This is a genomic window from Geodermatophilus sp. CPCC 205506, assembly GCF_051383635.1.
Taxonomy (GTDB): Bacteria; Actinomycetota; Actinomycetes; order Mycobacteriales; family Geodermatophilaceae; genus Geodermatophilus.
This window is the reverse complement of record NZ_JALPKP010000044.1, coordinates 12257-38976: the sequence shown is the minus strand read 5'-3', so window position 1 is coordinate 38976 and position 26720 is coordinate 12257. Positions and strand designations below refer to the sequence as shown.

Here is a 26720-nt window from a genome sequence, read left to right as displayed (position 1 = left end):
TCGCTCTGGCTCATGTGGAGTACGCCGAGTTCTCGTGGACGTAGGCGATGGACAGGTCGTTGGTCCAGATCGTCGCCTGTTCCGTGCCGGCCCTCAGGTCGACGTCGATGGTGATGGCGCGGCCGGAGAGGTCCACGCCCTCCCGGGGGTCGCCGATCGCGCCGCCGCGGCAGACGGTGACGCCGTTGATGGTCACGTCGACCCGGTCGGACTCGAAGGCGGCGTCGGTGGTGCCGATCGCGGCCAGCACCCGGCCCCAGTTGGGGTCGTTGCCGAACAACGCCGTCTTGAGCAGGTTGTTGCGGGCGCAGGCCCGGCCGGCGGTCAGCGCGTCCTCGACGGTGGCGGCGTTGCGGACGGTGATCGCGATGTCCTTCGTCGAGCCCTCGGCGTCGGCCAGCAACTGCATGGCCAGGTCGGTGGCCGCCGCGGTGAGCGCCTCGGTGATCTTCTCGGCGCTCGGCGACACCCCACTGGCCCCGGACGCCATGACGATGACCGTGTCGTTGGTGGACAGGCAGCCGTCGGAGTCGACCCGCTCGAAGCTGACGCCGGTCGCCTCCTTGAGCGCCGTCTGCAGGGTGCCCGCGTCGACCACCGCGTCCGTGGTGAGGACGACGAGCATCGTGGCCAGGCTCGGCGCGAGCATGCCCGCACCCTTCGCCATGCCCCCGACGGTCCAGCCGTCGCGGGCCTGCACGGTCGTCTTGGGAACGCTGTCGGTGGTCATGATCGCCAGCGCGGCGTCCTGGCCACCGTCCTCGGCCAGCGCCCCGGCCGCGGCGGTGACCCCGGCGGTCAGCTTCTCCATCGGCAGCCGGACGCCGATCAGCCCGGTGGAGGCGACCGCGACGTCGATCGCGCCGATGCCGAGCTCGGCGGCGACGTGCTCGGCGGTGGCGTGGGTGTCCTGGAAGCCCTCGGGCCCGGTGCAGGCGTTGGCCCCGCCGGAGTTGAGCACGACCGCCCTGACCCGGCCGCCGCCGAGGACCTGCCGGCTCCACAGCACCGGAGCGGCCGGGAAGCGGTTGGTGGTGAAGACGGCCGCGGCGACGTCGTCCGGACCGTCGTTGACGACCAGCGCGACGTCGTTCGCGCCGGTGCTCTTGAGACCGGCGGCGACGCCCGCGGCCCGGAAGCCCTTCGGTGCGGTGGTGCTCACGGCGCGACCCCCACCACGGGCAGGCCGGTGGTCTCGGGCAGGCCGAGGGCGAGGTTGGCGCACTGGACCGCCGCTCCCCCGGTGCCCTTGGTGAGGTTGTCGACGGCCGCGATGACGACCAGCCGGCCGGCGTCCGGGTCGACCGCGACCTGCAGGGCGACGGTGTTCGCGCCGAGCACCTGGGCCGTCGTCGGCCATTGCCCCTCGGGGAGCAGGTGCACGAACGGCTCGTCGGCGTAGGCCTTCTCGAAGGCGGCCCGCGCGGCGGCGCCGTCCGTCCCGGAGGTCAGCGGCGCGGAGCAGGTGGCGAGGATGCCCCGGCTCATCGGCACCAGCGTCGGGGTGAAGCTGACGGTCACCGGTGCCCCGGCGGCCCGGGAGAGGTTCTGCACCATCTCGGGCGTGTGCCGGTGGACCCCGCCCACGCCGTAGGCGCTGACCGAGCCCATCACCTCGCTGCCCAGCAGGTGCGGCTTCGCGGACTTCCCCGCGCCGGAGGTGCCGCTGGCCGCTACCACGACGACGTCGGGCTCGACCAGCCCGGCGGCCAGCGCCGGCGCGAGGGCCAGCGTGACCGAGGTCGGGTAGCAGCCCGGGACGGCGATCCGCCGGGCACCGGCCAGCTGTTCGCGCTGGCCGGGCAGCTCGGGCAGGCCGTACGGCCAGGAGCCGGCGTGCTCGCCGCCGTACCACCGGGCCCAGGCCGCGGGGTCGTTGAGCCGGTGGTCGGCGCCGCAGTCGATGACCAGGGTGTCGGCCGGGAGCTGCGCGGCGATCGCGGCGCTCTCCCCGTGCGGCAGGGCCAGGACGACGACGTCGTAGCCGGCCAGGTCGGCCGCGCCGCTCGCCTTGACCTCCATGTCGGCGAAGGGCAGCAGGTGCGGCTGCAGCTCACCCAGGCGTCGGCCGGCGCTCGAGTTGGCGTGCACCCCGGCCAGCCGGAGGCTCGGGTGCCCGGCCAGCAGCCGGCACACCTCACCCCCCGCGTACCCGGTGGCGCCGGTGACCCCGACCGTCCACGTCTGCCCTGCCGTCATGCTGCATGACCATACACGACCATGCATGATTGTTCAGCCGGGTTCCCCACCCCGGCGCTTTCCGCGGAAACCGCCGCCGCCACCCCGACGATTTCCGCGGAAACCGACCAGAGACCCGGGGTCGCGGAGCGCTCAGCGGCGGAAGGTGTCTCCGTCGCCCCACGGCGAGAGGCGGAGGCGGCGGGCGTCCGCGTCGAGCGTGCGCACGCCCGCGAGGGCCTCGAGGTCGTCAGCGACCGTGTGGATGAACCGTCCCGACCACTGGTCGAGGCGCCCCTCGGCGATCGCGACGACCCAGCTCACCACCAGTTCGGGGTCGGTCCAGTCCGTCCTGCCCGCCCACATCGGCATGGAACGGGTCATGTCGGTGTCCACGACCCCCGGCGCGAGATCGAAGACCGTGACACCCGTACCGGTCAGTGATTCTGCCAGCGCCTCGGTGATCCGCATGAGGCCGCTCTTCGCCACCGAGTACGCCGAGTAGACCGGCTTGGCGCGCAGCCCCGTACCGCTGGCGAGGTTCACCACCCGTCCCCCGCCGCGCGTGACCATGCCGGGGACAACCGCCCGGCAGATCAGAAAGGCCCCGCGGATGTGGCTCTCGACGACCCGCCACCACTGCTCGGGGTCGGCCTCCCACAACGGCACCTCGGACGCGTCGATCAGGCCGGCGTTGTTGACCAGCAGGTCGACCCGGCCGAACGCCGCGGTGGCCTGCGCGACGGCGGCCTCCACCGCAGCCCGTTCGGTGACATCGGCGGCCAGGGCGAGGGTGCGCGCGCCGGTGGCCGCGGCGACGTCGTCCATCGCCGCGGCCAGCCGGTCGGCGCCGCGGGCCACCCCGACGACCATCGCGCCGCGGGCGGCCAGGCCGTGCACCAGGTGCCGGCCGATGCCGGTCGACGCGCCCGTGACGAGCGCGACGGTGCCGGACAGCTCAGCCACGGAGCTCGGCACCCGCCCGCTCGGCGGCCGCGGCGACCGCCGCGTCGCGGACCGCGGTCGCCTCCTCGCTGGTGAGTGTGCGGTCCGGTGCCCGCAGGGTCAGCGCGTAGGCCAGCGAGCGGAACCCGGCCGGCACCGGCGGCCCGGTGTAGACGTCGAACAGCCGCAGCGACTCCAGCAGCTCGCCCGCGCCCGCCCGGAGCGCGGCATCCACCTCGGCGGCCGGCACCTCGTCGCGGACCACGAGCGCGAGGTCCAGCAGCACCGGCGGGAAGGTGGAGACGGCCGGGCCGACCGGCACCGACGGGGCCGGCAGCGCGTCGAGGTCCAGCTCCATCACCGAGGTGCGGGCCGGCAGGTCCAGCGCGGTGCACACCCGCGGGTGCAGCTCACCGGCGTGACCGACGACCCGGTCACCCGCCAGCAGCTCGGCGCAGCGCCCGGGGTGCCAGGGCGCCCGCTCGCCCGCCCGGACGGTCAGCTCGACACCGGCGGCTGCGGCGACCTGGCGGGCGGCCTGCACCGCGTCGGCCCAGACCGCGGGACGGCCCGGCCCCCACCAGCCCCGCGGCTCCCGGTTGCCGGCCAGCGCCACGGCGACGTGCCAGGGCTGCTCCGGCACGGCGCCGAGCAGCGCGGCCAGCGTCTCGTCGTCCGGGCGCCGGTCGACGCCGGGCAGCGGGGCGGGACTCCGTTCGGCACCGGGGAAGACCGACCCGTGCTCGAAGAGCGCGAGGTCGCGCCGGCCGCGGGAGAGGTTGCGGGCCAGGGAGGCCAGCAGGCCGGGCAGCAGCGTGGTGCGCAGCGCCGGCTCCTCCTCCGACAGCGGGTTGCGGACGAGGACCACCGCACGCCGCGGGTCGTCGCCGGCCAGGCCGAGCGCGTCGAGGGCCTGCGTCCCGACGAAGGGGTAGGACGGCGCCTCGACGTAGCCGGCCTCGGCGAGGCTCCGGCCGATCGCCCGGCGGCGGCGCTGGTTCTCGGTGAGCCCGCGCCCGGGCGGCGTCGTCGGCAGCACCGAGGGGACGTCGTCGTAGCCCGCGAGCCGGACGACCTCCTCGACCAGGTCGGCGGGGTCGGTGAGGTCCGGTCGCCAGGACGGCGGGGTGACCGTCAGCGGGCCGCCCTCGCCGTCGACCGTGCAGCCGACCTTGGCCAGCAGCTCGACCACCTGGGCCGGCGCGTAGGGGACGCCGGCGACCCGCCCCGGCTGGGCGGCGTCCAGCGGGATGCCGGGGCGCGGGCCGCGGGTGTCGACGTCCACCGGCGTGCCGACGACGCGCGCGCCGCCGTACTCGCCGAGCAGCGCGGCCGCGCGAGCCAGCGCGACCATCGTCATCTCCGGGTCGACGCCGCGCTCGAAGCGCTTGGCCGCCTCGCTGGGCAGCCGGTGCCGGCGGGCGGTCCGGGCCACCCCGGTCGGCTCCCAGTGCGCGGCCTCGAGCAGCACGTTCCGCGTCCCGTCGCCGATCTCGGTGGACGCGCCGCCCATGACCGCGGCCAGGCCGATCGGGCCGGTGTCGTCGGTGATCAGCAGGTCGTCGGGATCCAGCCGGCGGTCGGCGCCGTCGAGGGTGGTGAGCCGCTCCCCCGTCCGGGCCCGCCGGACGACGATCGGCCCGGTCACCCGGTCCCGGTCGAAGGCGTGCATCGGCTGGCCGAGCTCGAGCATCACGTAGTTGGTGACGTCGACGGCCAGCGAGATGCTGCGGACGGCGGACTGCGCCAGCCGGCGGCGCATCCACCACGGGGTCGGCGCGGTCGGGTCCAGGCCCTCCAGCGCGATCATGGAGAAGCGGTCGCAGCGGGCGGGGTCCTCGACGGTGACCGTCCACGCCGGCTCGCCCGACCACGCCGGCGGGGTGGCCGCCCCCGGGTCGCGCCAGTCCACGCCCAGGCCGGTGCCCACCTCACGGGCGATGCCGCGCATCGACAGGCAGTAGCCGCGGTCGGGGGTGACGGCCAGCTCGATCACCACGTCGTCCAGCCCGACGACCGGGCCGGCCGGGGTGCCGGGTGCGGGGGCGTCGTCGCCCAGCACCAGGATCCCGGTGTGGTCCTCGCCGATGCCCAGCTCGCGGACCGAGCAGATCATCCCGTCCGAGAGGCGGTCGTAGGTGGTCCGCGAGGCGATCTCGAAGCCGCCGGGCAGCACCGCGCCGGGCAGCGCGACCACGACGGCGTCGCCGACGACGAAGTTGGTGGCGCCGCAGACGATCCCGCGCGGCTCGCCCTCACCGGTGTCGACCCGGCAGAACCGGATCGGCTTCTTGAACCCGGTCAGCTCCTGGATCTCCAGCACCCGGCCGACGACGAGCGGGCCGGTCACCTCCGCGGCCCGGTGGATCTCCTCCACCTCCAGCCCGAGCCGCACGAAGGCGGTGTCCAGGTCCTCGACGGTGACGCCCCCGGGGAGGTCGACGTGCTCGGCCAGCCAGCCGATGGGGACCCTCACTGCTCCACTCCGAACGCGGTCGTGAACCGGACGTCGCCCTCGACCATGTCGCGCATGTCGGGGACGCCGGAGCGGAACTGCACCGCCCGCTCGATGCCCAGGCCGAAGGCGAAGCCGCTGAACTCCTCGGGGTCGATGCCGCAGGCCACCAGCACCCGCGGGTTGACCATGCCGCAGCCGCCCCACTCGACCCAGCGCGGGCCGTCGCGGTGCTCCGGGAACCAGACGTCGAACTCCGCCGAGGGCTCGGTGAACGGGAAGTACGACGGCCGCCAGCGGGTGATCGCCTCGGCGCCGAACAGCAGCCGGGCCAGGTGGTCCAGCGTGCCCCGCAGGTGCGCCATCGTCAGCCCGCGGTCGACGGCCAGGCCCTCGACCTGGTGGAAGACCGGGGTGTGCGTCGCGTCCAGCTCGTCGGTCCGGTACACCCGGCCGGGCGCGACGACGTAGATCGGCGGCGTGCGGGAGAGCATCGTCCGGGCCTGCACCGGGCTGGTGTGCGTGCGCAGCACCAGGCCGGAGCCCTCGGGGGCGACGAAGAAGGTGTCCATCATCGTGCGCGCCGGGTGGTCGCGGCCGATGTTGAGCGCGTCGAAGTTGAGCCACTCCGCCTCGAGCTCCGGGCCGTCGGCGACCTCGTAGCCCATGCCCACGAAGATGTCGGCGATCCGGTCGGTGAGCGTGGTCAGCGGGTGCCGGGCGCCGCGGGGGGTGCGGTCCCAGGGCAGGGTGACGTCGACCCGCTCCTCGGCGAGCACCCGGGCGTCGCGCTCGGCCTCCAGTTCGGCCAGGCGGGCCGCGTGGGCCTCGGTGACGGCGACCCGCGCGGCGTTGACCCGCTTGCCGGCGTCCGACCGCGCGGCCGGCGGCAGCGCGCCCAGCTCGCGGCGAGCCAGCAGCACCGGCGCGCGGTCACCGAGGTGCGCCGGGCGGACCGCGGCCAGCGCCTCGAGGTCAGCCGCCGCGGCGAAGGCCGCCAGCGCGTCGGCGACGGCGGCGCCGAGCGCCTCGGCCGAGAGGGCGGCGACCTGTTTGGGGTCGTAGGGGTCGTTGGCGCCAGACACGGGAGGCCATTCTGCCCGCCCGGCAGCGGCGGCCGCGCCCGGGTTCCGGCCCGCGGCCGCCGGGATCCCGCCATCCACCGGCGCACGTCGGCCAACCCGCCCGGCGCCGCGGTACCGGCCGGAGCCCGGGTGCTAGACACGGAGGAGGGGCACGCGCCGGGCGTGCCGGCTCGGGGGTGGGCGTGGCGGTCCTGCTGGCGCTGGCCAGCGCGGTGGTCTACGGCATGGCCGACTTCTGCGGCGGCCTGGCCACCCGCCGGGCGACGGCGTTCGCGGTGGTGGCCCTCTCCCAGGCCGCCGGGCTGGCCGCGCTGCTGGTCCTGCTGCCCTGGCTCGGCGGCGACCCGGTCGCGGCCGACCTGCTCTGGGGCGCCGCCGCGGGCGTGGCCGGGGCGGCCGGGCTGGTGCTCTTCTACCGGGCGCTCGCCGAGGGCGTGATGAGCGTCGTCGCTCCCGTGACGGCGGTGTCGGCCGCCGCGCTCCCGGTCGTGGTCGGCCTGGGGCTCGGCGAGCGGATGGCGTGGTGGGCGGTGGTCGGCATCGGGCTGGCGCTGGTCGCCGTCGTCCTCGTGGCCGCGGAGGACGGGCTGGGCTCGCTGCGCACCGCCCGGCCGGCGAGCGTGGTGCCGGCGCTGGCCGCCGGCGCCGGGTTCGGGCTGTTCTTCGTGCTGCTCGACCGCACCCGGGAGGCCTCCGAGCTCAGCCCGCTGGTCGGCGCGCGGGTGGTGTCGGTGACGCTGGTCGTCGTCCTGGCCCTGGTGTCACGGCAGTCGTTGCGCATCCCCCGGACCGTGCTGCCGATCGTGCTGGTCGCCGGCCTCGGCGACATGGTGGCCAACGCCCTCTTCCTGCTGGCGGCCCAGCAGGGGCAGCTGGCGATCACCGGGGTGCTGGCCTCGCTCTACCCCGTGAGCACCGTCGTCCTCGCGCAGGTCGTGCTGCGGGAGCGCCTGGCCGGCACCCAGGTGGCCGGGCTGGCCGCCGCGGGCGCCGCCGTCGTGCTCATCACGCTGCCGGCCTGACCTCCCCCGTCCGGGCGAGGACGAACGGCCCGGCTCACCTCCGCGGCCGGAGCTGCCGATGTACCGGCCGTGGTGACCTCCGTTCCCTCGATCGACGACGTCCTGCGCACCGGGACGGTGCGCAGCGTCTTCCAGTCGATCGTCGAGCTCGACACCGGGCGCGTCGTGGCCTACGAGGCGCTCGCGCGCGGCCCGGAGGGGCCGCTGGAGCGACCCGACGCCCTCTTCGCCGCCGCCCGCGCCGCCGGCCGGCTCGCCGACCTGGACGCCGCCTGCCGCGGCGCCGCCCTGCGCGGCGCGGTCCAGCAGGGCCTGCGGGCCCCGATGACCCTGTTCGTCAACGTCGAGCCCGAGGTGCTCGACCGCGCCCCGCTGGCCGACCTGCTCGCCATCGCCTCGGCCGCCCCCGGTGGCCTGCGGGTCGTCCTGGAGATCACCGAGCGGGCGCTGGCCACCCGCCCGGCCGAGCTGCTGCGCACCGTCGAGCGGGTGCGCGCGGTCGGATGGGGGGTGGCGGTGGACGACGTCGGCGCGGAGGCGCTGTCGCTGGCGTTCATGCCGCTGCTGCGCCCCGACGTCGTCAAGCTCGACCTGCGGCTGGTGCAGGAGCGGCCCGGGCCGGCGATCGCCGAGATCATGAACGCGGTGAACGCGCACGCCGAGCGGACCGGTGCGGTCGTGCTCGCCGAGGGCATCGAGCACGCCGGGCACCTGCAGACGGCCCGCGCGCTGGGCGCCACGCTGGGGCAGGGGTGGCTGTTCGGCCGCCCCGGACCCGGTCCGGTGGCCGGCGCCGAGACCGCCGCGCTGACGCTGCCGTCGCAGCGTCCGGACACGCTCACCGACGACGCCGACCGCTCCCCCTTCGGGTGCCTGCCGACCGGCGCCGCGCTGCGCTCGGCCCCCAAGGCGCTGCTGATCGAGCTGTCCAAGCAGCTGGAGCGGGAGGCGCTGCGGCTGGGGCCGGCCTCGGTCGTCGCCGCGACCTTCCAGGAGGCCCGCCACTTCACGCCGTCCACCGTCGCGCGCTACCGGGACCTGGTGGAGCGCACCGGCTTCGTCTGCGCGCTGGGCGAGGGCCTGCCGGTCGAACCGCTCCCTGGCCTCCGCGGCGCCGCGCTCGCGGTCGGCGACCCGGTCCGCGGCGAGTGGGACGTCGCTGTCCTCGGCCCGCACTTCGCCGCCGCCCTGCTCGCCCGGGACCTCGGCGACGGCGGCCCCGACCTCGAGCGCCGGTTCGAGTACGCGCTGACCTACGACCGCGAGACCGTCGTCCGGGCTGCGGCGGCGCTGCTCGCCCGGGTCGCGCCCCGGCCGCCGGCCCCGGTGGAGGCCGGGCTCCCCGTCCCGGCCCCGCGCACCGCCGCCGGGCCGGCCGCCCCGGCCGCTCCGCCGGTCGCCGATCCCGTCTGGCAGCACGCGGTGGCCGCACTCCCCAGCGGGGTCTGCGTGGTGGACCTGCGGCTGCCCGACCAGCCGCTGGTGTACGTCAACCCGGCCTTCGAACGGCTCGCCGGCCTGCCGCGCGCGGAGCTCCTGGGCCGCAACTGCCGCTTCCTGCAGGGACCGGACACCGACCCGGTCGCGGCCGCCGCCGTCCGGCACGCGGTGGCGGCCGGCGAGGAGTGCCGGGTGACGCTGCTCAACCACCGCGGTCCCGAGCGGACGCCGTGGTGGAACGAGCTGCACCTGACGCCGGTTCCCGGCCCGGACGGCGCGGTCGCGCAGTACATCGGTGTGCAGGTCGACGTCACCGCCCGGGTGGAGGCCGAGCGGGCACTGGCGCGGGAACGCGACCGGGCCCGCGTCCCCGCCTGACCCGGGCCCGGCCTCAGCGCTGGGCGAGCTGGGTCGTGTACAGGCAGATGGCCGCCGCGGCGGCCAGGTTGAGGCTCTCGGCCCGCCCGCGCATCGGGATGCGCACCCGCGCGTCGGCCAGCCCGGCCAGCCCGGCCGGCACGCCGCGCGCCTCGTTGCCGAACAGCCACACCACCGGCCCGGCCAGCCGGCCGTCGGCGGCCACCTCGTCGAGGGCGGCCGCACCCCCGCCGTCGGCGGCCAGGACCGTGGCGCCGGCGGCCTGCAGCCGCGGCAGCAGGTCCGGCAGCGGCGCCCCGCGGACGACGTCGACGTGGAAGAGGCTGCCGGCGCTGGAACGCACCGCCTTCCCGCCGTAGGGGTCGGCCGAGCCGGCGCCGAAGACGACCGCCCCGGCGCCGCAGGCGTCGGCGGTGCGGAGCACGGTGCCCGCGTTGCCCGGGTCGGCGAGCTCGGCCAGCGCCACCGCCAGCCGCGGCGGCGCCGTCACCAGGGCGTCGGCGGGCACGTCGCGCAGCGCGCAGACCGCGACCAGGCCCTGCGGGGTCACCGTCTCCGAGAGGGAGGCGGCCGCCTTCTCGGTGACCGGCCGCACCGGCACGGGAGTGGCGGCCAGCAGGCCGGCGTGCGCGGCGGCGGCGGCCTCGGTGGCGAACACCTCCCGGACCCCGGTGGGGTCGGCCAGCGCCTCGGCGACGGCCTGCCGGCCCTCGGCGAGGAAGAGGCCGGCGGCGTCGCGGCCGCTGCGCCTGGTCAGCTTGCGCGCGGCCACGATCCGCGCCGACCGCTCGGTGAGCGGCTCGCTCATCGCCGTCCCTCTCCAGACGCCGACGCCGCCGGTGCCGGTCCACGCGGGACCGGCACCGGCGGCGTCGGGGTGGTGCGGTGCCTGCTCAGGCGGCCTGGCCGCCGGCCGGGGCGGCGGCGACCGCGGCGCGCGCGGTCTCCACCAGGGCGGCGAAGGCGGCCGGCTCGTTGACGGCCAGCTCGGCCAGCACGCGGCGGTCGAGCTCGATGCCGGCCAGCTTGAGGCCCTGCATGAACCGGTTGTAGGTCATGTCGTTCTGGCGCGCCGCGGCGTTGATGCGGGTGATCCACAGCTTGCGGAAGTCACCCTTGCGCACCTTGCGGTCGCGGTACTGGTAGGTGGCCGAGTGGAGGATCTGCTCCTTGGCCTTGCGGTAGAGCCGGGACCGCTGGCCCCGGTAGCCACTGGCGGCCTCGAGGGTCGTCCGGCGCTTCTTCTGGGCGTTGACCGCCCGCTTCACGCGTGCCACGTGAGTGCTCCTGTCTTCTCGTTAGGGGGGCGCTCAGAGGCCCAGCAGCTTCTTGATGTTCCTGGTGTCGGCCGGCGAGATGAGCTGGTCGGAGTCCAGCCGGCGCTTGCGACGCGAGGACTTGTGCTCGAACTTGTGCTGGTTGTTGGCCTGCTCACGCATGAGCTTCCCGGTGCCCGTGACGCGGATCCGCTTCACGGTGCCCTTGTGGGTCTTCTGCTTCGGCATGTCCTCGGTCCTCGCTCGTGTGTGTCGGCGCCGCGCGGCAGCGCTCAGCTGCCGCGACGGCGCCGGCCGTCTCGGTGGTGCGGTCCTGCGGTGGCGCCCGGTTCAGGCCTGCGGGGCCTGCTCCTCGGCTGCCTGCTTCTCCGCCTTCGCCGTGCGGCGCGCGGTGTCGGTGGCCGCCTGGTTCCGGTGCGGGGCGATCACCATGACCATGTTGCGGCCGTCCTGCTTGGGGTTGGACTCGACGACGCCGAGCTCGGCGACGTCGGCGGCCAGCCGCTGCAGCAGCCGGTAGCCCATCTCCGGACGGGACTGCTCCCGGCCGCGGAACATCACGGTGATCTTGACCTTGTCGCCGCTCCGCAGGAAGCGCTCGACGTGGCCCTTCTTGGTCTCGTAGTCGTGCGGGTCGATCTTCAGGCGCAGCCGCATCTCCTTGATGACGGTGAGCGCCTGGTTCCGCCGGGCCTCGCGGGCCTTCTGGGCGGACTCGTACTTGAACTTCCCGTAGTCCATGAGCTTCGCAACCGGCGGCCGGGCCATGGGCGCGACCTCGACGAGGTCGAGCTCGGAGTCCTGGGCCAGGCGCAGCGCCTCGCCGATCGGCACGATGCCGACCTGCTCGCCCTCCGGACCGACCAGGCGGACCTCGGGGACGCGGATACGGTCGTTGATGCGGGGCTCGGTGATGGCCTCTCCTCTGCTGTTGCACGGGAGGAGCTGCACCCGACCGGATTCCGGAGAGAACGAAGGCCCCGTGAGCGTCTGCTCACGGGGCCCACTCGCCGGGGTGCGCGAGCCGTCGGGCTCGCGCGCGCCGCGGCAGACCAGCCGGTCTGCCGCGATCCGGGAACCTGGGCGTCTTGACGACGCCAGGTGGGAGCGGGCTCCTCTTGGTCAGCGGCCCGGGGCGGGGCCGCTGGGTGGTTCGCGCGCCTCGGTGTAGCGGGGAGGCACGCCCATGCTACAGCGATGCGGCGGGCCGGGTCATTCCCAGGGGTCGTGCAGCAGCGGCGGCGGGGCCGGCTGCGCGGCGAGGGCGGCCGCGTGCAGGGCCCGCAGCCCCTCGACCGCGACCGCCGCACGCTCGCCGTCGGCCGCCTGGATCGCCAGCACGGCGAACTCGTCGTCGTTGGTGAGCCGCAGCGTCGCCCACCGGAACCGCTCGTCGAAGCGGACCGCGCGGACCGCGGTCCAGGGCAGGGTGCGCTCCCCCAGGACGTTGCGCACGCGGATGCCGTCGGCGTCTGCGTCGACCCGGGGCCGGCCCAGGGCGAGCAGGCCCGCGCCCAGGACCACGCCGAGGCCGACCACCGCCCACCGGTCGGCGGTCGTGTAGAAGACGACGCCGGAGTCCGACGCCGGCAGCGTCAGCCCGACGTAGGCCAGGACGGCGACGACGACGGCGGCCGCGACGGCGCAGGCCAGCCGCCAGCGACGCGGGACGGCGGAGACGGCGGGCGGGGCGGGCGACGGCACGCGCCCATGGTCCCAGGCCGCGCCCGCCGGGCGGGCTGGCAGAGTGCCTCGACGTGGAGGTCACCGGCACCGCGCAGCACCAGGCCTGGCAGGACCGGACGTTGCCGCCGGTCGAGGAGGTCGGCCCGGGGCTGTGGTCGATCCCCGTCCCCATCCCGGACAACCCGCTCCGCTACGTCACCAGCTACGTCTTCGCCCTGGCCGGCGGCGGGCTCGGGATGCTCGACACCGGCTGGGACAGCGAGGAGGGCTGGACGGCGCTGTGCGCCGGGCTGGCCGCCATCGGCGGCGCGGTCACCGACGTCCGGGGCGTGCTGGTCAGCCACATGCACTTCGACCACATCGGCCAGGCCGCGCGGGTGCGGGCGGCCTCCGGCGCCTGGGTCGCGCTGCACCCCGCCGACGCCGCGGCCGTGGAGCACCTGACCCAGGGCGACGCCGCGGAGCTCGTGGCCAACGAGGTGGCGTTCCTGGTGTCCCTCGGCGCCGATCGGGAGGAGGCGCGGTCCGACGTCGGCACGCCCGAGGCCATGTCGAGGTACTCCACCGCCGCGCGCCCCGACCGGCTGCTGGAGGACGGCGACCTGGCCGACCTGCCGGGGTGGTCGCTGCGCGCGGTCCACACACCGGGGCACACACCCGGTCACCTCTGCTTCGCCGAGGAGCGCACCGGGCTGTTCTTCTCCGGCGACCACGTGCTGCCCCGGATCAGCCCCAACGTGTCCTCGACGTCGGGCGGCCTGGCCGACCCGCTGCGGGACTACCTGCGCTCGCTGGAGGCCGTCGGGGAACGGGAGGTCGCCGAGGTGCTGCCCGCGCACGAGTGGCGCTTCCGCGGGCTGGCCGACCGGACCCTCCAGCTGCGCGAGCACCACGAGCACCGGCTGGCCGAGCTGCTGGCCGCCGTCCGGGACCACCCGCACAGCACGCCGTGGCAGCTGGCCGGCCTCCTCACCTGGTCGCGGCCGTGGGACCAGTACGCCCGGCGGATGCGGATCTTCGCGGTCACCGAGACCGACGCCCACCTGCGGCTGCTGGCCAGCCGGGGCCTCGTCGTCGGGTCCGGCGGTGCGGTGCCGACGTGGACCGCGTCGGCCCGCTGAGCGCCGTCCCGGCGATCGCCGCGCGGGTGCGGGCCGCCGGCCCCCGGCTCGGGCGGACCCGGCTGGTCTGCGTGGACGGGCCGGCCGGGTCGGGCAAGACCACGCTGGCCGGCCGGCTGGCGGCCGAGCTCGGCGGCACCGTCGTCCACATGGACGACCTGTACGCCGACTGGTCGCTCACCGGCGCCTTCGCCCGCCTCGCCGCGGGCGTGCTGCGCCCGCTGGCCGGGGACTCCCCCGGCGCCTACCACCGCTACGACTGGGCCGCCGGCCGCTTCGAGGCCGAGCCGACGACCGTCCCGCCCGGCGGGGTGCTCGTCGTCGAGGGCTGCGGCAGCTGCCCGCGCGCGGTCGACCCGTGGGCGGTGCTGCGGATCTGGGTGGAGGCGCCGGCCGACGTGCGGCTGGCCCGCGGCCTGGCCCGGGACGGCGCCGCGTTCGCGCCGGAGTGGCGAAGCTGGCAGGGCACCGAGGCGACCGCGTTCGCCGCGGAGTGCACCCGGGAACGTGCCGACATCCGCCTCGACGGCACCGCCGGACCGGGCTGAACGGCCCCCACGCGCCGCCGTACCTGGGACGACACATGCCCGCAACGAGGACGACGCACCATGGGGGGCGCCGGCCGGCACGCGGACCGGCCGTGCAGACGTACGACCAGGGGGATGCCCGTGAGTGAGACCGCGCCCGAGGCCGACGGCGAGCTGTTGCCGCTGGCCGGCTACACCGTCGCGGTCACTGCTGCCCGCCGTCGCGAGGAGCTCGGCGCGCTGCTGGCCCGCCGTGGCGCCCGGGTGGTGTACGCACCGGCGATCCGGATCGTCCCGCTCGCCGACGACACCGAGCTGGTGGCCGCGACCCGCCAGGTCCTCGAGCGGCCGGTCGACCTCGTCGTCGCCACCACCGGCGTCGGGTTTCGCGGCTGGCTGGAGGCCGCCGACGCCTGGGACCTCCCCCTCGTCGCGCACCTGACCGGCACCCGGGTGCTGGCCCGTGGTCCCAAGGCCCGCGGGGCGATCCGCGGCGGCGGGCTGATCGACGCCTGGTCGCCGGCGTCCGAGTCGTCGGCGGAGGTGCTCGAGCACCTGCTGTCGGGCGCGGAGGGTCCGCTGGCCGGTCGGCGGATCGCCGTCCAGCTGCACGGCGACCCGCTGCCGGAGTTCGTCGACGCGCTGCGGGCCGCGGGCGCGGACGTGCTGACCGTGCCGGTCTACCGCTGGGTGCTGCCCGAGGACGTCGGCCCGGTGCGCCGGCTGGTGGGCGCGATCGTCGCCGGCGGGATCGACGCGGTGACCTTCACCAGCGCGCCGGCCGCGGCCAGCCTGCTGACCGTCGCCGAGGAGCTGGGGCAGCGGGAGGACCTGGTGGCCGCGCTGAGCGGCGGCGTCCTCGCGGTGGCGGTGGGTCCGGTGACCGCCGGGCCGCTGGAGTCGGTGGGGATCCCGTCGGTGCAGCCGGAGCGCTCGCGGCTGGGCGCGCTGGCGCGGGAGGTGGTCGCCCGGCTGCCGGAGCGCGACCCGGTCCTGCGGGTCGGGGAGCACGACGTCCAGGTGCGCGGCCACGCGGTGGTCGTGGACGGCCGGCTGGTGGAGCTCGCGCCCGGTCCGATGGCGGTACTCCGGGCGCTGGCCGCGCGGCCGGGTGCGGTGGTGTCCCGCCCGGAGCTGGTGCGGGGGCTGCCCGGCGGCGGCGACGGGCACGCGGTGGAGATGGCCGTGACCCGGCTGCGTGCCGCGCTGTGTGCGCCGCTGGTCGAGACCGTCGTGAAGCGCGGCTACCGGCTGAAGCTCTGAGCCCGCTGCCTGCGCCCGCGCTCCCCCGTTGATCATGGGGTTGTTCCCGGCGACACGCGAGGACACGCCGCGCGGGCCGGCAACAACCCCATGATCACGGCGGCTCAGACGCCGGCCATCGGGGCGCGCGGGCGCAGGTAGACCACCCAGGTGACGACCAGGCACGCGACGTAGAAGGCGATGAACACCAGGTAGGCGGAGTCGCCGGTGCCGGTGGTCAGGAACGACTGGCGGAAGGCCAGGTTGACCAGCACGCCGCCGAAGGCACCGACCGCGCCGGCGATCCCGATCAGCGCGCCCGACATCCGCAGCGCGTGCCGGTCGGCGGCCGCGCCGTCCCCGCCGTCGGCCACCTGCTGCTGCGCCTGGGTCCGGAAGATCGCCGGGATCATCTTGTAGGTCGAGCCGTTGCCGATGCCGCTGAGCACGAACAGCGTGACGAAGCCGACGACGAACAGCGGCAGCGACTCCAGCTGGCTCGCCGTCCACACGGTCGCGGCGCCGAGGGCCATGGCGACGAAGTTCCAGAAGGTGATGCGGGCGCCGCCGAAGCGGTCGGCCAGCGAGCCGCCGAGCGGGCGGATCAGCGAGCCCAGCAGCGGGCCCAGCCAGGTGAGGGCGGCCGCGGCCAGCGGGGTGGCGAAGTCGGCGGTGAACTGGTTCTGCAGCACCTGGCCGAAGGCGAACCCGAAACCGATGAACGAGCCGAAGGAGCCGATGTAGAGGAACGACATGATCCAGGTGTGCGGCTCGCGGGTCGCCTCCCGCATCGCGCGGGGCTGGTTGCGCGCCGTCGTCAGGTTGTCCATGAGCAGCGCCGCGCCGATGGCGGCGGCCACGATCAGCGGGATGTAGACGAGCAGCACCAGCCGCGGGTACTGGGCGCCGACGGTGGCCAGCACGAGCAGGCCGACGAGCTGGATCACCGGGACGCCGAGGTTCCCGCCGCCGGCGTTGAGGCCGAGCGCCCAGCCCTTGAGCCGGTCGGGGTAGAAGGCGTTGATGTTGGCCATCGAGCTGGCGAAGTTGCCGCCGCCCACACCGGCCAGGCAGCTGACCACCAGCAGCGTCGTGTAGGAGACGCCGGGCTCCAGGACGACGGCGGTCGCGATCGTCGGCACGAGCAGCAGCGAGGCGCTGACGATGGTCCAGTTGCGCCCGCCGAACCGGGCGACGGCGAAGGTGTACGGCAGCCGGACGAAGGCGCCCAGAGCGGTCGGCAGCGTGGTCAGCAGGAACTTCCCGGCCGGGTCGATGCCGTACACCGCCTCGGGCAGGAACAGCACGAGCACCGACCACAGGCTCCAGATGGAGAAGCCGATGTGCTCGGAGAAGACGGAGAAGAACAGGTTGCGGCGGGCGACCGGCTTGCCGGTGGACTCCCAGAAGGCGGGGTCCTCCGGGCGCCAGTCGTCGATCCAGCGGCCCGACGAGCGGGCCGGGGCGGCGACCGGCGCGGTCGTCGGCGGAGCGGTGGGGGTGGGGGCGGCCATGGCACCGACGGTGGCTGCCGGTCGTTCCCCGGCCGTTGCTGCCGGGATGAACTCGTGTTCCGTTGTGCTCACCGTCGCTGACCCGCTGTGGTGAGGGCGCCGTCCACCGGGTGCACGGGCGGCACCGGACCGGCGAAGATCACCGCGTGACCGCCACCGAGGACTCCCCCGCCACCGGCCGTGCCCTGCTGGAGGCCGGCGCGGTGGTCGCCGGCTCGATGAGCCGGGCCGCGGCCGCGGTGGTCTTCCCCGGCTCGGGGCCGGCGACGGCGGTCCGCCTGGACGACCGGCTGGCCGGCACCCTCCGGACGGCGGCCGAGGGGGCCGCGGCGCTGGCACTGCCGCGCGAGCGCGCCCGCGCCGGCGCCGCCCTGGCCTTCGCCGTCGAGCACGGCGCGTCGCTGGCGCAGGGCGGCCGGCGGCTGCGCGACGACGACTTCTTCACCCCGCGGGCCGGCGGGCGGTCCCCGGCCGACGAGGTGGCCGAGGCGGTCGTCGCCGCGGCCTGCCGGTCGGTCGAGGAGCGCCGGGTGCGGCACCTGGGCTACCTGCTGGCCGAGGTGGCCGCCTCGCCCGACCTCGACGTCGCGCTGGTGGACCGCGCGCTGCGGCTGGCCGCCGGGCTGTCCTGGCGGCAACTGACCCTGCTGGCCGGCGTCGGCCGAAGCGACCGGCTGCCGCTGCCGATGACCCCGCTGGCCGACGACCCGCGGGCGTGGACGGCCTGGGGCGCCCGGGAGGACGTGGCCGACCTGCAGCGCGCCGGCCTGGTCGACCCGCCCCCGGCCCAGCCTCGGCCCGGCGGCGCGGCGCTGCCCCGGCTGCGCCCGGCCGACCTGCGGCTGACCCGCCGGGGCGTGCTGGTGCACCGGCTGCTGGCCCTGGGCTTCGTGCGGGACGACGAGGTCGCCGCCGCGCTGGCCGACCTCGGCTAGCGCCCTCCTGACCTCCGTCGCGCCACGAGCACGGTGTCCGGCACCGCGTTGCCGGTCCGCTCGGCGGCCTCCGGGTCGCGGTCGCGGGTCTCGGTGACGACGTCGGTCCACTCCGCGGGGTCGAGGACCGCCGCGACGTCCTCGGCGGTGTAGAACGCGTCGGGGTCGTGCTGGTGCAGGTGTCCCTGGCCGCGCTCGCCGTCGTCCCCGTGCTCGCCATGGCCGTGGCCGGCGCCCTCGTCGAGCAGGTGGCCGACGACGAGGAGGGTCCCGCCCGGCGCGACGGCGGCGGCGAGCCGCCGGAACAGCGCCGAGCGCTCGGCTCCGCTCGAGTGCAGGTAGTGCGCCGTGACCAGGTCGAACCCCGCCTCGGGCGGCGTCCAGGCGCCCAGATCGGCGTGCAGCCACTCGATCCGGTTGCCGAGGCCACGGGCGGCGGCCAGCGCAGCGGCGCGCTCCAGCGCGACGGTCGAGAAGTCGACCGCGGTGACCCGCCAGCCCCGCTCGGCGAGCCACTGGGCGTCGCCGCCCTCCCCGGAGCCGGCGTCCATCGCCGCGCCGGGCCGCAGCTCGCTCGCCTCGACGACGAGCTGGCGGTTCGGGCGGCCGCTCCACAGCGCCGGAGCCGAGCGGTAGAGCTCGTCGTACGACTCGCGGTCGGACGCCCTCATGCCGCCACGCTCCGGTGCGCCGCGACGGCCGAGCGGGCGTCCTCGGCCACGAGATCCGCGTTGATCATGGCGCCGGCCCGCATCCCGGCGGCGGCGGCGACCACGACCTGCGCGCTGAGATCGGAGACGTTGCCCGCCACCCACACGCCCGGCACGGAGGTCGCTCCGGTGGGGTCCGCCGGCACGGCGCTGCCGACGACGGAGCCGCCCATCTCCTGGTCCACCGCCGAGGCGCCCAGGGACTCCAGCACGCCGGCGCGTGCGGTGAAGCGCGGTGCCACGACCAACGCCGAGCGCGGAACCACCTCACCGGTGACGAGCCGGACGCCGGTGAGCCGGTCGTCGGTCACCTCGATCCCGGTCACCTCGCCGTCGACCATCCGGACGCCCCGGGCAGCCAACTGCTCGGCCTGCTCCGGTGCGAGCCCGGGCCCGGTGTGCCGGAAGAAGACGACGTCCTCACTGAGCTGCCGGAACAGCAGCGCCTGGTGCACCGCGTTCGGACCGGTTGCCAGGATGCCGACGGCCTGGTCGCGCACCTCCCAGCCGTGGCAGAACGGACAGTGCAGCACGTCGCGCCCCCACCGCTCGGCCAGCCCGGGTAGCTCGGGCAACTCGTCGACGAGGCCGGTCGTGACCAGCAGCCGACGTGCCGACACCTCCCGATCGCCGTCGAGGGCCACGCGGAACGTCCCGTCGTCCTCCCGCCGCGCGGCGGTGACCACGCCGTCGACGACCACCCCTCCGTAGCCGACCAGTTCAGCCCGTCCGTCGGCGAGCAGGTCGGCGGGGCGAGCGCCCTCCCGGCCCAGGTAGTTGTGCACGCCGGACGCCGGCGCGTTCCGCGGTTGCCCCGCGTCGACGACCAGCACCGTGCGCCGCGACCGCGCCAGGGCCACGGCTCCGCTCAGCCCTGCGGCGCCACCACCGATCACCACGACGTCGTATCCACTCATGCCACCACGGTGCACCGCCCGTAGCTGCTCCGACAACTAGCCTTGCTGACATGGCAAAGACGGCGGACCTCCCCCTCGACGACGTCCTCGACTCGGTCGGTCCGCGGCTGCGGTCGCTGCGCACGGAGCACGGCATGACGCTGGCCGCGGTCTCGAGCGCCACCGGCATCTCGGTGAGCACCCTCTCTCGGCTGGAGGCCGGGCAGCGCAAGCCGACGCTGGAACTGCTGCTCCCCCTGGCGCGGGCGTTCCAGGTGGGGCTCGACGAGCTGGTCGACGCCCCGGCCGCCGGCGACCCCCGCGTGCACCAGAGCCCGTTCGAACACGACGGCGTGACCATGGTGCCGCTGACCCGGCAGAGCGGCGGGCTGCAGGCCTACAAGCAGACGTTCCCGCCGAAGTCGCGGGTCGGGGACGTGGAACAGAAGACGCACGAGGGGTTCGAGTGGATGTACGTGCTCTCCGGGCGACTGCGGCTGCTGCTCGGCCGCCGGGACTTCGTGCTCTCCGCGGGCGAGGTGGTCGAGTTCGACACCCGCGTGCCGCACTCCTTCTCCAACCCGTTCCCGGAGCCGGCCGAGGTGCTCACCCTGTTCGGCCCACAAGGGGAACGCATGCACGTGCGGGCCCGGCCCGCGGGGCGCTGACCCGGGCACGTTGTCCACCTCCGGGCGCCGTGCCAGCATGCGGCTGTGCCCGGCTCCGCAGCCGCCCGGCTGGCCCGGCTCGCCGACGGCTACCTGGTCACCCAGCTGCTGCACGTCTGCGTCGCCCTGGGCGTGCCGGACGCCCTGGCCGCCGGCCCCCGCAGCGCCGACGAGCTCGCCGGCGAGGTCGGGGCCGTGCCCGGGCCGCTGCACCGGGTCCTGCGCGGGCTGGCCGCCGAGGAGGTGCTCGACGAGCTCCCCGACGGCCGGTTCGCCCTGACGGAGACCGGCGCGTGGCTGCGCAGCGGGACGCCGGACTCGCTGCGCGGGGCGGTGACCGCGCGCGCCGAGCTGTACTACGAGGCGGCCGCCGGGCTGCTCGCCGCCGTCCGGGACGGCGGCACGCCCTTCGACGCCGTCCACGGCCGGTCGTTCTTCGAGCACCTGGCCGCCGCACCCGAGCGGCTGGCGGCCTTCCGGGCGTCGATGGCCGACCGGTCCGCGCGGGAGGCCGGCGCGGTGGTCGCCGCCTACGACGTGACCCCGTTCGCGTCGGTCGTCGACGTCGGCGGCGGCAGCGGGACCCTGCTGCGCGCCATCCGCGAGCGGATCCCGGCCGCCGACGTTGTGCTGTTCGACCAGCCCGGCGTGGTGGCGGACTCCGACCTGCCCGCGGTCGGTGGCGACTTCTTCACCGCGGTGCCCGGCGGAGCCGACGCCTACGTCCTGTCCCGCGTGCTGCACGACTGGGACGACGACGACGCGCGGCGCGTGCTGCGGACCTGCCGCGCGGCCATGCGACCGGACTCGGTGCTGCTCGTCGTCGAGGCCGTGCTGCCCGGGCGCGCCGTCGACGACCCGGCCGCGGTGCGCATGGACCTGCACATGCTGGTCCTGCTGCACGGCCGGGAGCGGACCGCGGCCGAGTACGCCGCCCTGCTCGACGCGGCGGGGCTGCGCCTCACGCGCGACGTCCCGACCGGCGCCGGGGTGCACGTGCTCGAGGCGCGGCCCGCCTGACGACCGTCCCCCGCGTGATCATGGGTTGTCGACGCCGACACAGGCGGACACTCCGCGGAGGGCGGCGACGACCCCATGATCACGAGCGGTCGCCGCTACACCTCGACGACCAGGAGCCCGTCGACCTCGCGGACCGGGTACACCCGCACCGCGGCGGCGCCGGACGTCGCGGCGCCGTCGGACCACCGGTAGGCGTACAGGTGCAGCGGGCAGACCAGCACGTCGACGTCGGTCTGCCCGTCGGCGAGCGGTCCGCCGGCGTGCGGGCAGGCCGCCTGGGTGGCGTGCAGCGAGCCGTCGCGCAGCCGGAACACGGCGACCTGCACCTCCCCGGCGACGAACGCCCGGCCCTCCCCCGGCGGCACCTCCTCGACGCGGCCCACGGCGTGCTCGGTCGTCGTGCGCATGTCGGTGAGGCTCATCGGACCGGCACCTTCGGCAGCGGGATCAGCGGGAGGGACGGGCGGAACTGGCCGGGCGTGGCCGGCTCGGCGGCGTCCTGGCCCCACGGGTCGGTGTAGGCGTCGATCGACCGCTGCATGTTCGCGTCCAGCTCGGCGACGATGCCCTCGCTGTCCTCCAGCAGCACCTGCTTGATCTTCTCCAGCCCGATGCGGGGCACGAAGTCGTAGGTGCGCTCGAGCCAGTTGGCGTTCTCCCGGTAGTACTGCATGAACCGGCCGGCGAGGGTCACCACCGCCTCCGGGGAGTCCACGGTGGCCAGCAGGTCGCCCTTGCGGACGGTGGCCCCGGCGGCGCCGCCGACGTAGACCTCCCACTTCCCGTTGCCGACCGCCACGACGCCGACGTCCTTGACGTAGGCCTCGGCGCAGTTGCGGGGGCAGCCGACGACGGCGAGCTTCATCTTCGCCGGGCTCTCGATGCCCTGGAACCGGCTCTCCAGGTCGATGCCGAGCTGGGTGGAGTCACCGAGGCCGAACCGGCAGAAGTCGCTGCCCACGCAGGTCTTCACCGTGCGCATGCTCTTGCCGTAGGCGTACCCCGACGGCATGCCGAGGTCCGACCACATCGCCGGCAGGTCCTCCTTGCGGACGCCGAGCAGGTCGATCCGCTGGCCGCCGGTCACCTTGACCATCGGCACCTCGTACTTCTCGGCGACGTCGGCGATCCGGCGCAGCTGGGCCGGGGTGGTGACGCCGCCCTTCATCTGCGGGACGACGGAGAACGTGCCGTCGCGCTGGATGTTGGCGTGCACCCGGTCGTTGATGAACTCGCCGTCCTTCTCGGGCACGAAGTCGTGCCCCCACAGCATCTTCAGCAGCGAGGTCAGGCCCATCTTCGACTTCGCGTCGTCCTTGCCGCCGGGGGCGAGCGCGGCGAAGACGGCCGAGACGCTGCGGAGGTCCTGCTCCCGGATGGCGGCGATGAGCTCGGGCTTGGCCAGCGGGATGCCCGGGACGTACCAGGACGCCGACGGGTCCTCGGTCAGGTCGCCGTCGGCGGCCCACTCCACGATCTGCTTGACCAGCGACTTGCAGGAGCCGCAGCCCTTGCCGGCGCGGGTGCGGTCCATGACCCCGCCGAGCGCGGTGCACCCGTCGGCGACGACGTCGCAGATCGCGCCCTTCGTGACGCCGTTGCAGTTGCACACCTGGGTGGTGGCCGGCATCTCGGCGACGCCGACCTCCTCGGCCCCGTCGGAGAGGTCGACCAGCAGCCGGATCCGCTCCTCGGGCAGCGGCGCCCCGCGGTCGAAGGCCTGGGTGAGGAACGCGACCTTGCGGGTGTCCCCGAGCAGCGTGGCGCCGACCAGCTTGTCGTCGCGGATGACCACCGACAGGTGCACCCCGCGCTTGGGCTCGGAGATCACCAGGAACTCGTCGTCGTCCCGCTCGGGGGTGTTGATGCCCATGACCGCGACGTCGACGCCGGCCACCTTGAGCTTCGTCGCCGTCCGGCTGCCGTGGTACTCGGCGTCGGGGTCGGTGCCGGTGAGGACGTCGGCCAGCACCTTCGCGTGCTCCCAGGCCGGGGCCACGAGGCCGTAGACCTCGCCGCGGTGCTGGGCGCACTCGCCGATCGCGTACACGTCCGGGTCGTCGGTGCGCAGCTGGTCGTCGACGACGATGCCGCGCTCCACCTCCAGACCGGAGCGGACGCCGATGTCGGTGCTCGGCCGCACGCCGGCGGCCACGACGAGCAGGTCGGCGTCGATCCGCCGTCCGTCGGCGAGCCCCACCCCCTCGACGTGGCCGGCGCCGAACACCTCGGTGGCGAAGACGTCGAGGTGGACGCTGATCCCGAGTGACTCCACGCTCTTCTTGAGGATGGCGCCGGCCTCAGCGTCGAGCTGCATGTTCATCAGGTACGGCATCGCGTGCACGAGGTCGACCTGCAGCCCGTGGCCCTGCAGGGCGCGGGCGGCCTCCAGCCCCAGAAGGCCGCCGCCCATGACCACGGCCTTCCGGCACCGGCCGACGGCGTCGAGCATCGCGCGGGTCTCGTCGATGGTGCGGAACCCGTAGACGCCGGGCAGCAGCTCGCCGTCCTCGGCCCGGACACCCTTCATCGGCGGGATGAACGAGTAGCTCCCGGTGGCCAGCACGAGGTGGTCGTAGGGCGTGAGCGTGCCGTCGGCGGCGTGGACGACCTTGGCGGCGGTGTCGATCCGCTCGGCGCGGACGCCCGCCCGCAGGGTGACGCCGTTGTCGGCGTACCAGTCGTGGCTGTTGAGGACGATGTCGTCCTCGTGCTCCTCGCCGGCCAGCACAGGCGACAGCATGATCCGGTTGTAGTTGCCGTGCGGCTCGTCGCCGAAGACGGTGATCCGGAACTGCTCGCCGCCGCCCCGCTCGAGCACCTCCTCCACGAAGCGGGCGCCGGCCATGCCGTTGCCGACGACGACCAGCGAGGCGCGGTCGTCGAACTCGTCGACGTCGAACCGGAACGAGGTCAGCCCCTCCGGGCGACCGCCGAGGACGGCCGTCATCAGACCTCCACCAGCCCGAGGTCGACCACGAGCTCGCCGGTGACGCCGACCGGCGCGGCGGCGTGCAGCTCGACCAGCGTGCCGCCGGGCAGGTCCTCGACCACCCGGAGCGGGACGTGCACGTCGCCCTTGGCGCCGATCGGGAACCACCGCATCGGGACCCCGTCGCGCAGGAGGAGCGCGTAGACCAGCTGGTCGGTGGAGTTGCCCCCGCGGAAGTACAGCGCCTGCGCGCTGGCGCCGTTGGGCACGGTGTAGCGCAGCGCGGGGTCGACCGGGCCGGGCTTGGCCAGGCCCTCGCCGGTGATCGGGTAGACGCCTTGCAGGAAGCGTGGGGTGCTCTTCACGCGGGGGGTCCTCCTTCGGGACGGTTGCCGTGGTTCCGGCGTCGGGGACAGCTCGTGGGGGCGGGTCTCGGGCTGGGTGGCGGCGTCGGGGGCGGGCAGGCTCTCGACGGGCCCGGCGACGCGGGTGACCGCGACCGCGCAGACCTTGAAGGCGGGCATCCGGCTGACCGGGTCGAGTGCCGGGTCGGTGAGCGCGTTGGCCGACGACGCACCGCCCCAGTGGAAGGGCGCGAAGACGACGTCGGGCCGGATGTCGTCGGTCAGGTGCGCCGAGAAGCGGGCGCGGCCGCGGCGGGTGGCCAGCTCGACGACGTCGTCCGGGCCGATGCCGAGCCGGCGGGCCAGGTCGCGGTGCAGCTCGGCGCGCGGCAGCGGCGCGATCAGGTTCAGGCTCCGGGAGCGGCGGGTCTGGGTGCCCGACTGGTACTGCGCGAGCACCCGGCCGGTGGTGAGCACGTACGGGTACTCGGCGTCGGGGCGCTCGTGCGCCTCGACGTGCTCCACCCGCAGGAACCGCGCGCGGCCGTCGGGGGTGGCGAACCGCTCGGCGAACAGCCGCGGGGTGCCGGGGTGCCGGGGGCCGTCGCCGGCCGGCGCCGGGCAGGGCCAGAAGACGCCTTGCTCCTCGTCGATCCGGCGGTAGCTGATGCCGGAGTAGTCGGCCGCTCCCCCGGCGCTGGCCCGGCCGAGCTCGGCGAAGACCGTCTCCGGGTCGGCGGAGAACTTGTCGCCCGCACCCAGCCGCGCCGCCAGCTCGGCGAGCAGCTGCAGGTCGTCGCGGACGCCGGCGGGCGGGTCGAGGGCGCGACGACGGCGGATGACCCGCCCCTCGAGGTTGGTCATGGTGCCGTCCTCCTCGGCCCACATGGCGCTGGGCAGGACGACGTCGGCGAGCTCGGCGGTCTCGGAGAGGAAGAAGTCGCTGACGGCGAGGAAGTCCAGGTCGCGCAGCCGGCTGACGACCCGGCGGGCGTCAGGGGCGGAGACCGCGACGTTGGAGGCGAGCACCAGCATCGTCCGCACCCCGCCCTCGGTGCCGAGCGCGTCGAGCAGCTCGAAGGCGCTGCGCCCGGGTGCGGGGATGTCGTCGGGGTCGACGCCCCAGACCGCCGCCACGTGGGCGCGGGCCGCGGGGTCGGTGATCTTCCGGTACCCGGGCAGCTGGTCGGCCTTCTGCCCGTGCTCCCGGCCGCCCTGCCCGTTGCCCTGGCCGGTGACCGTGGCCCAGCCGCTGCCCTCCCGGCCGGGCAGACCGAGGGCCAGCGCCAGGTTGATCCACGCCTGGGCGGTGTCGGTGCCGCTGCGGTGCTGCTCGGCGCCGCGGGCGGTGAGCACGATCGCCCGCTCGGCGCGGGCCAGGGCGAAGACGGTGCGCCGCTGGTCCTTGACCGGGACACCGGTCAGCCGCTCCACGCGGTCCGGCCAGTACGCGGCCACCCCGGCGCGGACGTCGTCGAACCCGGTGGTGCGCGCGGCCACGTAGGCCTCGTCGACCAGGCCCTCGGCGATCGCGATGTGCAGCAACCCGTTGGCCAGGGCCAGGTCGGTGCCGGGGAGCGCCTGCAGGTGCAGGGCGGCGTTGCGGGCGGTCGCCGTCCGCCGGGGGTCGACGACGACGTGCTGCGCCCCGCGGGCCCGCCCCTCGTCGAAGTACTGCATCGCCGGCGGCATCGTGTCGGCGGGGTTGGAGCCGACCAGCACGACGACGTCGGCGGCGGCGATGTCGGCCAGCGGGAACGGCATCCCGCGGTCCAGGCCGAACGCGCGGAGCGCCGCGCCCGCCGCCGACGACATGCAGAACCGGCCGTTGTAGTCGATGGCGGAGGTGCGCAGCGCGACCCGGGCGAACTTGCCGAACTGGTAGGCCTGCTCGTTGGTCAGCCCACCCCCGCCGAAGCAGCCGACGGCGTCGCGGCCGTGCGTCGCCTGGGTCCGCTCGATCGCGGCCACCACGCGGCCGAGCGCCTCGTCCCAGGTCGACTCCACGAGCGGGCTGGTGCGGTCGCCGGGCACGGCGCGGACCAGCGGGCGGGTCAGTCGCTCCGGGTGGTCGAGCAGCTCGGTCGCCGACCAGCCCTTGGAGCACAGGCCGCCGCGGTTGGTCGGGAAGTCGGCCGGCTGGAGGGTGGCTGGGCGGTCGCCGGCGGTCATCGTGATCCCGCACTGCAGCGAGCAGTAGGGGCAGTGCGTCTGGGTGGTGCGGGTGCGCGGGCCCACTCCTGCCAGGACTCCGGGGAGAGCGGTCGCGGTCACGGGACGAGCGTCGGCGACCCCCGTTTCCCGTCGGCGGCACCGGCGTCAAGCCTGGGTTCCGGGGCCCTCAC

24 protein-coding genes are annotated in these 26720 nt (G+C 75.5%); 8 read left to right on the top strand and 16 right to left on the bottom strand.

Features of this window, described 5'->3' with window-relative positions:
* Positions 1 to 10: 10 nt before the first annotated feature.
* The 5 genes from argJ to pheS form a co-directional block, all read right to left on the bottom strand.
* The gene (argJ, locus tag MY520_RS21490) at positions 11 to 1162 is read right to left on the bottom strand and encodes a bifunctional glutamate N-acetyltransferase/amino-acid acetyltransferase ArgJ (RefSeq protein ID WP_436694607.1); all 1152 of its coding nucleotides are present in this window, start codon (positions 1160 to 1162) and stop codon (positions 11 to 13) included.
* A complete protein-coding gene (gene argC / locus MY520_RS21485) occupies positions 1159 to 2199 on the bottom strand; it encodes an N-acetyl-gamma-glutamyl-phosphate reductase (protein WP_436694606.1) in 1041 nt (346 codons plus the stop codon). The genes argJ and argC overlap by 4 nt, the downstream gene beginning before the upstream one ends.
* Before the next feature lie 132 nt (positions 2200 to 2331).
* Positions 2332 to 3144 (bottom strand): SDR family NAD(P)-dependent oxidoreductase, encoded by an 813-nt coding sequence (locus MY520_RS21480; RefSeq protein ID WP_436694605.1) that lies wholly within the window; start codon positions 3142 to 3144, stop codon positions 2332 to 2334.
* Positions 3137 to 5599: a phenylalanine--tRNA ligase subunit beta gene (gene pheT / locus MY520_RS21475; RefSeq protein ID WP_436694604.1), complete on the bottom strand. Its 2463-nt coding sequence runs from the start codon at positions 5597 to 5599 to the stop codon at positions 3137 to 3139. The genes MY520_RS21480 and pheT overlap by 8 nt, the downstream gene beginning before the upstream one ends.
* Positions 5596 to 6663 (bottom strand): phenylalanine--tRNA ligase subunit alpha, encoded by a 1068-nt coding sequence (gene pheS, locus MY520_RS21470; protein WP_436694603.1) that lies wholly within the window; start codon positions 6661 to 6663, stop codon positions 5596 to 5598. The genes pheT and pheS overlap by 4 nt, the downstream gene beginning before the upstream one ends.
* A 182-nt stretch (positions 6664 to 6845) precedes the next feature.
* Here pheS and MY520_RS21465 point away from each other — a divergent pair, with 182 nt between their 5' ends.
* Together MY520_RS21465 and MY520_RS21460 are read left to right on the top strand one after the other, a co-directional pair.
* The gene (locus MY520_RS21465) at positions 6846 to 7685 is read left to right on the top strand and encodes an EamA family transporter (RefSeq protein WP_436694602.1); all 840 of its coding nucleotides are present in this window, start codon (positions 6846 to 6848) and stop codon (positions 7683 to 7685) included.
* 72 nt (positions 7686 to 7757) lie between these two features.
* Positions 7758 to 9503, top strand: a complete 1746-nt coding sequence (locus MY520_RS21460) for an EAL domain-containing protein (RefSeq protein ID WP_436694601.1) — start codon at positions 7758 to 7760, stop codon at positions 9501 to 9503.
* 13 nt (positions 9504 to 9516) lie between these two features.
* Here the strand turns inward: MY520_RS21460 and MY520_RS21455 are convergent, their stop codons facing one another.
* The 5 genes from MY520_RS21455 to MY520_RS21435 all read right to left on the bottom strand — a co-directional run bounded on the left by MY520_RS21455 (position 9517) and on the right by MY520_RS21435 (position 12484).
* A complete protein-coding gene (locus MY520_RS21455) occupies positions 9517 to 10311 on the bottom strand; it encodes a TrmH family RNA methyltransferase (protein WP_436694600.1) in 795 nt (264 codons plus the stop codon).
* Between the two features lie 85 nt (positions 10312 to 10396).
* Positions 10397 to 10780, bottom strand: a complete 384-nt coding sequence (gene rplT, locus MY520_RS21450; protein WP_091156068.1) for a 50S ribosomal protein L20 — start codon at positions 10778 to 10780, stop codon at positions 10397 to 10399.
* A 33-nt stretch (positions 10781 to 10813) separates the two neighbouring features.
* A complete protein-coding gene (rpmI, locus tag MY520_RS21445; RefSeq protein WP_436694599.1) occupies positions 10814 to 11008 on the bottom strand; it encodes a 50S ribosomal protein L35 in 195 nt (64 codons plus the stop codon).
* 102 nt (positions 11009 to 11110) lie between these two features.
* Complete coding sequence (gene infC, locus MY520_RS21440; protein ID WP_436694598.1) at positions 11111 to 11731, bottom strand: translation initiation factor IF-3; 621 nt, start codon at positions 11729 to 11731, stop codon at positions 11111 to 11113.
* Positions 11732 to 11992: 261 nt separating this feature from the next.
* Positions 11993 to 12484: a PH domain-containing protein gene (locus MY520_RS21435; protein WP_436694597.1), complete on the bottom strand. Its 492-nt coding sequence runs from the start codon at positions 12482 to 12484 to the stop codon at positions 11993 to 11995.
* Positions 12485 to 12537: 53 nt separating this feature from the next.
* Here MY520_RS21435 and MY520_RS21430 point away from each other — a divergent pair, with 53 nt between their 5' ends.
* The 3 genes from MY520_RS21430 (at position 12538) to MY520_RS21420 (ending at position 15377) form a co-directional block, all read left to right on the top strand.
* Positions 12538 to 13587 (top strand): MBL fold metallo-hydrolase, encoded by a 1050-nt coding sequence (locus MY520_RS21430; RefSeq protein WP_436694596.1) that lies wholly within the window; start codon positions 12538 to 12540, stop codon positions 13585 to 13587.
* Positions 13566 to 14135, top strand: coding sequence for a uridine kinase family protein (locus tag MY520_RS21425; RefSeq protein WP_436694595.1), 570 nt, complete (start codon positions 13566 to 13568; stop codon positions 14133 to 14135). Before MY520_RS21430 ends, MY520_RS21425 begins: the two co-directional genes overlap by 22 nt.
* Before the next feature lie 120 nt (positions 14136 to 14255).
* A complete protein-coding gene (locus tag MY520_RS21420) occupies positions 14256 to 15377 on the top strand; it encodes a uroporphyrinogen-III synthase (RefSeq protein WP_436694594.1) in 1122 nt (373 codons plus the stop codon).
* A 104-nt stretch (positions 15378 to 15481) separates the two neighbouring features.
* Here MY520_RS21420 and MY520_RS21415 read toward each other — a convergent pair whose 3' ends face one another.
* Positions 15482 to 16870, bottom strand: a complete 1389-nt coding sequence (locus MY520_RS21415; protein ID WP_436694593.1) for a nitrate/nitrite transporter — start codon at positions 16868 to 16870, stop codon at positions 15482 to 15484.
* Positions 16871 to 17016: 146 nt separating this feature from the next.
* Here MY520_RS21415 and MY520_RS21410 point away from each other — a divergent pair, with 146 nt between their 5' ends.
* Positions 17017 to 17805: a hypothetical protein gene (locus MY520_RS21410; RefSeq protein ID WP_436694592.1), complete on the top strand. Its 789-nt coding sequence runs from the start codon at positions 17017 to 17019 to the stop codon at positions 17803 to 17805.
* On the opposite strand, the gene MY520_RS21405 is transcribed toward MY520_RS21410, so the two are convergent.
* Together MY520_RS21405 and MY520_RS21400 are read right to left on the bottom strand one after the other, a co-directional pair.
* A complete protein-coding gene (locus MY520_RS21405; RefSeq protein WP_436694591.1) occupies positions 17802 to 18476 on the bottom strand; it encodes a class I SAM-dependent methyltransferase in 675 nt (224 codons plus the stop codon). The genes MY520_RS21410 and MY520_RS21405 overlap by 4 nt on opposite strands.
* Positions 18473 to 19432 (bottom strand): NAD(P)/FAD-dependent oxidoreductase, encoded by a 960-nt coding sequence (locus MY520_RS21400; protein ID WP_436694590.1) that lies wholly within the window; start codon positions 19430 to 19432, stop codon positions 18473 to 18475. Before MY520_RS21400 ends, MY520_RS21405 begins: the two co-directional genes overlap by 4 nt.
* Positions 19433 to 19482: 50 nt before the next feature.
* Between MY520_RS21400 and MY520_RS21395 the strand changes: the two genes are divergently transcribed.
* Positions 19483 to 20079: a helix-turn-helix domain-containing protein gene (locus MY520_RS21395; protein ID WP_436694589.1), complete on the top strand. Its 597-nt coding sequence runs from the start codon at positions 19483 to 19485 to the stop codon at positions 20077 to 20079.
* Between the two features lie 45 nt (positions 20080 to 20124).
* Positions 20125 to 21099, top strand: a complete 975-nt coding sequence (locus tag MY520_RS21390; RefSeq protein WP_436694588.1) for a methyltransferase — start codon at positions 20125 to 20127, stop codon at positions 21097 to 21099.
* A gap of 95 nt (positions 21100 to 21194) precedes the next feature.
* Here MY520_RS21390 and MY520_RS21385 read toward each other — a convergent pair whose 3' ends face one another.
* Genes MY520_RS21385 through MY520_RS21375 form a run of 3 tightly spaced genes read right to left on the bottom strand, consistent with a single transcriptional unit; the run spans position 21195 to position 26649 of the window.
* Complete coding sequence (locus MY520_RS21385) at positions 21195 to 21521, bottom strand: Rieske (2Fe-2S) protein (RefSeq protein ID WP_436694587.1); 327 nt, start codon at positions 21519 to 21521, stop codon at positions 21195 to 21197.
* Positions 21518 to 24049 carry a nitrite reductase large subunit NirB gene (gene nirB, locus MY520_RS21380; RefSeq protein WP_436694586.1) on the bottom strand — a complete coding sequence of 844 codons (2532 nt, stop codon included), beginning with the start codon at positions 24047 to 24049 and terminating at the stop codon, positions 21518 to 21520. Before nirB ends, MY520_RS21385 begins: the two co-directional genes overlap by 4 nt.
* Positions 24049 to 26649, bottom strand: a complete 2601-nt coding sequence (locus MY520_RS21375; protein ID WP_436694585.1) for a molybdopterin oxidoreductase family protein — start codon at positions 26647 to 26649, stop codon at positions 24049 to 24051. Before MY520_RS21375 ends, nirB begins: the two co-directional genes overlap by 1 nt.
* Between the last annotated feature and the right edge of the window lie 71 nt (positions 26650 to 26720).